Below are 6,762 nucleotides of genomic sequence, written 5' to 3' on the forward strand. Positions count from 1 at the left end.
GAGCCGATCTGCCGCAACCTGTTGCGCAGGAGCGGCCGGCTGGTCCTTGCGTTCGATCTTGCCGCGGAGCCTTTGGCGCGGATCGTGGCCGATGGAGCGACGGCGGCGAAGTCGATCGGGGATCTCGTCGCCGGCGTACAAACGATCTTCCTGTGCCTGCCCAGCGCCAAGCACGTGATGTCGGTGTTTGAGAGCATCTTGCCAGGGATCAAGCCCGGTCAGATCGTGATCGATCTCGGCACGTCCGACGTCGGCCTGACCCGTTCCTTCGCCAAGCAGCTCGCGGACAAGGGCGCGCTTTGGATCGATGCGCCGATCGCGCGCACCCGGCAGGCGGCGCAGGACGGCACGCTCAGCGTCATGGTCGGTGCGACGACCGAGCAGTTCGCCGTAGTCGAGCCGCTGATCCGGCATTTTGCGACCGACGTCACGCTCTGTGGCGAAACAGGCGCGGGGCAAGTGACGAAGATCCTCAACAACATGGTGCTGTTCGAGACCGTGAATGCGCTGGCGGAGGCCGTCGCGATTGCCAAGCACAGTGGCGTCGAGCCGAAGCTGCTGCTGGACACGCTGTCCAAGGGGTCGGCGGACAGCTTTGCCTTGCGCAATCACGGCATGAAGGCCATCGTCGCCGAGGAGTTTCCGCTGCGCGCCTTCTCGACCGAATATGCGATGAAGGATCTTTCCTATGCGCTGGAGCTCGGCGCACAGGCGGGGCTCAACCTGCGGGGTGCGGCACTGATTCGCACGATCTTCCAGGAGACGATCGACAAGGGCATGGGTGATGCGTATTTTCCGGTCATCGCAAAGCTCATCGATCCCTCCGGATTTCCGCAATAGGAGACCCCATGCCTTCGCCCGGCGTCGCAGCCGTCGACCGCGCCCTGAGCATCCTGGCGGCTTTCGAGGACGCGCCGGAGCCGATGACGTTGGCGGAGCTCGCCCGGCGCACCAAGATGTACAAGAGCACCCTGTTGCGGCTGATGACGTCGCTTCAGGAATTTGGCTATCTCGTGCAGTTCGCCGACGGTCGCTATCATCTCGGTCCGACGCCGTTCCGGCTCGGGGCGGTCTACCAGCGCAGCAATAATCTGCATGATCGCGTGATGCCGCTGTTGCGCCAACTCGTGGCCGACGGCACCGAGAGCCCTTCGTTCCACGTCCGGCATGATGCCAAACGCCGGCTGTGCGTGTTCCGCGTCGATTCCCGGCATTCGACCCTCGACCGGGTCGAGGCCGGCATGCTGCTGCCGCTCGACCGCGGCGCGGCCGGACGGGTCATCCTCGCCTTCGACGGAGAGAAAGGCGCAGGCTACGACGAGATTCGCGAGGCCGGCATCGCGGTGTCGTTTGGTGAGCGCGATCCCGATTGCGCCGGGCTGGCCTGTCCGGTGTTCGGTCCGGCAGGCAAATGCGTCGGCGCGTTGTCGCTCTCGGGGCCGAAGCCGCGCTTTACGCCGGAGAATACCAAGGCGATGACGTCGCTGTTGCTGAAAGCTGCCATCCGCCTGACGCGCGCGCTGGGCGGTCCGATCGAGTTGCTCGACAAGACTCTGTCGGCCGCAGCTGCCGACCTGCGTCCCGCGCGCAGGGCAAGGCGATAGGTCGGCTACTGCTTTTGCAGCAACTTGAGCCGGCAGCGCAGCGCTTCGCGGATATGCGCGCGGGCGCGCTGCTCGGCCTTGTCGCCGTCGCGCGCGGCGATGGCCTCGATGATGGCGCCATGCTCGCCATGGCTGGTCGCGGGGCGGCCCGTCACCGTGAAAGTGGTCGGGCCGAGCAGGGCGATCCAGTCCTGCAATTCCCGCGAGGCGTTGTCGAGATAGCGGTTGCGCGCGGCGCGGCAGATGGCCTGGTGGAAGGCACGGTTAAGCGCTGCCATCTCGGCCACGTCCGTCTCGGATGCCTCGACAGAAGCTTGCTCGATGTCGCGGAGCGCGTCGATCTCCGTGGCTGAGGCATGCTCGGCGGCGAGGCGTGCGGCGGCGCCTTCCATGATTTCGCGCATGGCATAGAGCTCAAGCACCTCCGAGATATCGAGATTGCGGACGATGAGTCCGCGGCCGCCGGCGGGCGCGACGAAGCCGCGCGCGGCGAGGCGTCCCAAGGCTTCGCGAACCGGCGTTCTACTCACCTTTAGCCGCTGCGCAACCTCTTCCTCGCGCAGGCGGTCGCCGGCACGGTAGCTGCCGGCCTGAAGCGCCTCGCAGAGCGACCGGAATACGGCTTCACCCAGTGCGACACCGCCGTCCCGCGCGATCGATCCGCCTGTTTTCGCCGAGCGTTTGGCCATCATTCCTCGAAGCGCATCCTGCCCATGCAGAGACGCCACTTGCAGGACTTGTGTATATCTTTGTATACAAAAGTACGCAAGGGCGGACATGTCGGACCGCCAGCGGAGAATGTCTCTAGATTTGGCGCGCCATCGAGCAAACGGTATGAGCAGCAAGTACGATGTGCTGGTGATCGGCGGCGGCAACGCGGCACTGTGCGCAGCGATCAGCGCGCGGCGCGGCGGCGCTTCGGTACTGGTGCTCGAAGGGGCGCCAAAGTTCTATCGCGGCGGCAACACCCGCCACACCCGCAACATGCGCTGTGCCCATGACGCCGCGACCGAAATCCTCACCGGCCCCTACACGGAGGAGGAGTTTTGGGAGGACCTGCTGCGCGTGACTGGCGGGCAGACCGACGAAGAGCTCGCCCGCCACATGATCCGGGAGTCCAAGGACATCCTGAACTGGATCGTGGAGCAGGGTGTGCGGTGGCAGCCCTCGCTCGGCGGCACCCTCAGTCTCGGCCGCACCAATTCGTTTTTTCTTGGCGGCGGTCGGGCGATGCTGAATGCGTTGTATCTCACAGCGGAACGGCTCGGCGTCGACGTCGAATACGACGCCGAGGTCACCGATCTCCTGATCGAGGACAGCATGTTTCTGGCCGCGCGCCTCAAGCGGCCGATCAACGGCAAGACCGAGATCCGCGCCACGTCGCTGGTGGCCGCCGCCGGCGGGTTCGAGGCCAACATCGAATGGCTGAAGCAATATTGGGGTGAGGCGGCAGACAATTTCCTGATTCGCGGGACGCCGTATAATCGCGGCTCGATTCTCAAGTTGCTGCTCGACAAGGGCGTGCAGGAAGTCGGCGATCCCACCCAGTGCCATGCGGTCGCGATCGACGCCCGCGCGCCGAAATTCGACGGCGGCATCATCACCCGACATGACTCGGTCGTGTTCGGTATCGTCGTCAACAAGCACGCCCAGCGCTTCTACGACGAGGGCGAGGACATCTGGCCGAAGCGCTACGCGATCTGGGGCCGGCTGGTCGCGGCGCAACCGGACCAGATCGCCTACATCATCTTCGATTCCACAGTCGTCACCAGCTTCATGCCGACGCTGTTTCCGCCGATCGCCGGGCAGACGGTGGCGGAACTCGCCGCCAAGCTCGCGCTCGATCCGGTCGCGCTGGAGAAGACCATCACCGAATTCAACGCGGCGGTGCGGCCCGGGACCTTCGACCACACCATTCTCGACGATTGCGTGACGGAAGGCATTACACCGCCCAAGACGCACTGGGCGCGCAAGATCGAAACGCCGCCTTATCTCGCCTATCCGGTTCGGCCCGGCATCACCTTCACCTATCTCGGCACGCGGGTGAACAAGGAGGCGCGGATGCTGATGAAGGACGGCAAGCCGTCCGCCAACATGTATGCGGCCGGCGAGATCATGGCCGGCAACGTGCTCGGCAAAGGCTATGCGGCCGGCATGGGTATGACCATCGGCAGCGTCTTCGGGCGGATCGCAGGACGGGAAGCGGCGAAACATGCACGGAACTAGGATTTTGGACGAAGCCGACCGGCTGATGACGGTCTGCAATTCCTGCCGCTATTGCGAGGGACTGTGCGCAGTGTTTCCGGCGATGGAGATGCGGCGGGCTTTCTCCGACGGCGATCTCAACTATCTCGCCAATCTCTGCCATGGCTGCGGCGCCTGCTACGTCGACTGCCAGTTCGCGCCGCCGCACGAGTTCAATGTCAATGTTCCCAAGACGCTGGCGGTCGCGCGCGCCGAATCCTATGCAGCCTATGCCTGGCCGCAGGCACTCTCCGGCGCATTTGCGCGCAACGGCCTCGTCATCAGCGTCATCGCCGCGCTCAGCATGGCCGCCTTCATCCTCGGCTTCGCCGCCCTGAATGACCGCAGCGTGCTGTTCGGCGTGCACACCGGGCCCGGCGCGTTCTACAAGTTGATGCCGCACAATGCGATGGCCGCGCTGTTCAGCGCAGCCTTCCTATACGCCCTCCTGGCCCTCGCCATGAGCGTGCGTACCTTCTGGCACGACATCAGCCCGCCCATTGGCGGCCGCGCCGATGGCGGCTCGATCTTTCAGGCGATCCGCGACGCTGGCGAACTGCGCTATCTCCACGGCGGCGGTGTAGGCTGCTATAACGAGGACGACAAGCCCACGGACCGGCGCAAGCTCTATCACCACCTGACTTTCTACGGCTTCCTGCTGTGCTTCGCGGCGACGTCAGTGGCCACGCTGTATCACAATTTGCTCGGCCGCGAAGCGCCGTATCCGTGGTGGGACCTGCCGGTGGTGCTGGGAACGCTCGGCGGCATCGGCCTGATCGTCGGGCCGATCGGCCTGTTCACGGCCAAGATGCGGCGCGATCCCGCACTGCTCGACGAGTTCAGCTACGGCATGGATGTCGGCTTCATCGCCATGCTGTTCCTGACCGGGCTCACGGGGATGCTGCTGCTGGTGCTGCGCGAGACCAGCGCGATGGGTCCGTTGCTGGCGCTGCATCTCGGCGCAGTGTTCGCGCTGTTCGTCACCATGCCCTACGGCAAGTTCGTGCATGGCATCTATCGCTTCGCAGCGCTGGTGCGCTATGCGCAGGAGCGACGGACGGCGGTGTGACCCGCGCGCCGCCCGTCTCCAAACCTCTTACGCCACCTCGCGCTCCGGCGCTGACGCCTGCTCGCGGGCCATCGTCGTCGACGTGACATAGTCGGTCTTGCCGGTGCCGAGCAGCGGCACCTTGTCGACCACCATGATCGCCGCGGGCACCGTCAGCTCGGAGGCGCCGATCGCCTTCGCCTGGGCCTGCATCGCGCTGCGCTCGGCGTTCTTCTCCGTGGTCAGCAGCACGATGCGCTCGCCCTTGCGCTGGTCGGGGATCGAGACCGCGACCGAGGCGGCCTGCGGCCATAGCGACGCAGCGATGGCTTCGACGGCGGACAGCGAGACCATTTCGCCCGCGATCTTGGCAAAGCGCTTGGCGCGGCCCTTGATGGTGATGAAGCCGGCAGCATCGATCGCCACGATGTCGCCGGTGTCGTGCCAGCCCTCGGGCAGCACTTCGAGCACGCCGGGATTTTCGGCCCTGAGATAGCCGAGCATCACGTTCGGGCCACGCACCGACAGGCGTCCGCCGTCCTCGATGCCCGGGACCGGATCGAGCCGGCTTTCCATCAGCGGCGAGAGGCGGCCGACGGTGCCGGGACGGTTGGCCATCGGCGTGTTCATGGCGAGCACGGGAGCGGTCTCGGTGACGCCGTAGCCTTCGAGAATGCGAATGCCGTAGCGCTCCATGAACACTTGCCGCGTGCGGTCCTTGACCGCCTCAGCGCCGGCGATCACGAGGCGCAGGGTGCGGAAGTCGTAAGCGTGCGCCGAGCGGGCGTAGCCGGTGAGGAACGTGTCGGTGCCGAACAGGATGGTCGCGCCGGTCTGGTAGATCAGCTCGGACACGATCCGATAATGCAGCGGCGAGGGATACATGTAGATCGGAATTCCCGCCAGCATCGGCATCATCATGCCCCCGGTCAGCCCGAACGAGTGGAACACCGGCAGCACGTTGAACACCTTGTCGTTGGCGTTGGCATCGACCCGCGCCAGCGCCTGCGCCGCGTTGGCGAGGATGTTGCGGTGGGACAGCACGACGCCCTTGGGCGTGCCTTCGGAGCCCGACGTGAACAGCACGACGGCCGGGTCGTTCGGCTGGCGCGCGACGCGCGGCGCGGTGCCGGCGAGCAGGCCCTTGATCTTGTCGGCGGTACCGATCGAGGCGCGGACGTCCTCGAGATAGACGACGCGCGCCTCCGCGGAGATTGCGGTCATCAGCTTGTCGAGCTTGCCCTTCTCGATGAAGGCTTTCGAGGTCAGCACGGTCTTGACCTGCGCAGCCTTCATGGCGGCGAGCACGTTGACCGGACCGGCCGAGAAGTTCAGCATCGCCGGCACCCGGCCGATGTTCTGCAGCGCCATGAACACGACGGCAACGCCCGCCGAGTTCGGCAGCAGCACGCCGACATTCTCTCCGATTGCGGTGCCGCTTTCCAGCTTGCGGCTCAGGACCTGCGCGCCGAGGATCAGCTTGCGATAGGTCAGCTTGGTCCCGAGCGCGTCCTCGATGATGACCTTGCCGGTGTCGCGGTCGCGATAGGCGTGTCCGAGCGCTTCGAACAGCGTGTGATCGAGCATGGCGTTCTTCACGAGCGCATCGATCATGACGTCCTGCAGCGCGGCGCCGGCGGCATTGCGGCGCGCCTTGCCCTTCAGCGTCTCATCGACGGGGAGCTTGACGGGCGGCAGGATGGTGACCGTGACCCGCGGAAACCAGGATCGCTTGATCTGGCTGGAGTTGAGATAGCTGAGATAGGAGCGCTGTGCGCCTTCGATCCGGACCGGCACCACGACGGCATCGGCCTTGTCTGCGATCATCGCGGTGCCGTCATACACCTTCATGAGCGACCCCGAGAC

At 65.5% G+C, this 6,762-nt stretch carries 6 protein-coding genes; 4 read left to right on the forward strand and 2 right to left on the reverse strand.

Translation table 11 applies throughout. The features are described from left to right. Both JHD07_RS04745 and JHD07_RS04750 read left to right on the forward strand, forming a co-directional pair. On the forward strand, window positions 1–840 hold an 840-nt coding region (locus tag JHD07_RS04745; RefSeq protein ID WP_291619499.1), incomplete at its 5' end, for an NAD(P)-dependent oxidoreductase. An 8-nt stretch (window positions 841–848) separates the two neighbouring features. Beyond that, a complete protein-coding gene (locus JHD07_RS04750) occupies window positions 849–1,604 on the forward strand; it encodes an IclR family transcriptional regulator (protein ID WP_291619501.1) in 756 nt (251 codons plus the stop codon). Between the two features lie 5 nt (window positions 1,605–1,609). On the opposite strand, the gene JHD07_RS04755 is transcribed toward JHD07_RS04750, so the two are convergent. Next, complete coding sequence (locus tag JHD07_RS04755) at window positions 1,610–2,293, reverse strand: GntR family transcriptional regulator (RefSeq protein ID WP_291619547.1); 684 nt, start codon at window positions 2,291–2,293, stop codon at window positions 1,610–1,612. A 145-nt stretch (window positions 2,294–2,438) separates the two neighbouring features. Here JHD07_RS04755 and tcuA point away from each other — a divergent pair, with 145 nt between their 5' ends. Together tcuA and tcuB are read left to right on the forward strand one after the other, a co-directional pair. After that, window positions 2,439–3,830, forward strand: a complete 1,392-nt coding sequence (tcuA, locus tag JHD07_RS04760; protein ID WP_291619503.1) for an FAD-dependent tricarballylate dehydrogenase TcuA — start codon at window positions 2,439–2,441, stop codon at window positions 3,828–3,830. After that, on the forward strand, window positions 3,817–4,917 hold the full coding sequence (tcuB, locus tag JHD07_RS04765) for a tricarballylate utilization 4Fe-4S protein TcuB (protein ID WP_291619505.1): 1,101 nt from the start codon (window positions 3,817–3,819) through the stop codon (window positions 4,915–4,917). The genes tcuA and tcuB overlap by 14 nt, the downstream gene beginning before the upstream one ends. Before the next feature lie 27 nt (window positions 4,918–4,944). Here tcuB and JHD07_RS04770 read toward each other — a convergent pair. Then, window positions 4,945–6,762, reverse strand: a 1,818-nt coding sequence (locus tag JHD07_RS04770; RefSeq protein ID WP_291619507.1) for an AMP-binding protein, incomplete at its 5' end; no start/stop codon positions are given.

Source organism: Bradyrhizobium sp. (assembly GCF_016462955.1).
Taxonomy (GTDB): Bacteria; Pseudomonadota; Alphaproteobacteria; order Rhizobiales; family Xanthobacteraceae; genus Bradyrhizobium.

Coding starts and splice junctions, on each gene's coding strand:
- JHD07_RS04755 (WP_291619547.1), bottom strand. CDS start 2,293: ATGGCCAAACGCTCGGCGAAAACAGGCGGATCGATCGCGCGGGACGGC.
- tcuB (WP_291619505.1), top strand. CDS start 3,817: ATGCACGGAACTAGGATTTTGGACGAAGCCGACCGGCTGATGACGGTC.
- tcuA (WP_291619503.1), top strand. CDS start 2,439: ATGAGCAGCAAGTACGATGTGCTGGTGATCGGCGGCGGCAACGCGGCA.
- JHD07_RS04750 (WP_291619501.1), top strand. CDS start 849: ATGCCTTCGCCCGGCGTCGCAGCCGTCGACCGCGCCCTGAGCATCCTG.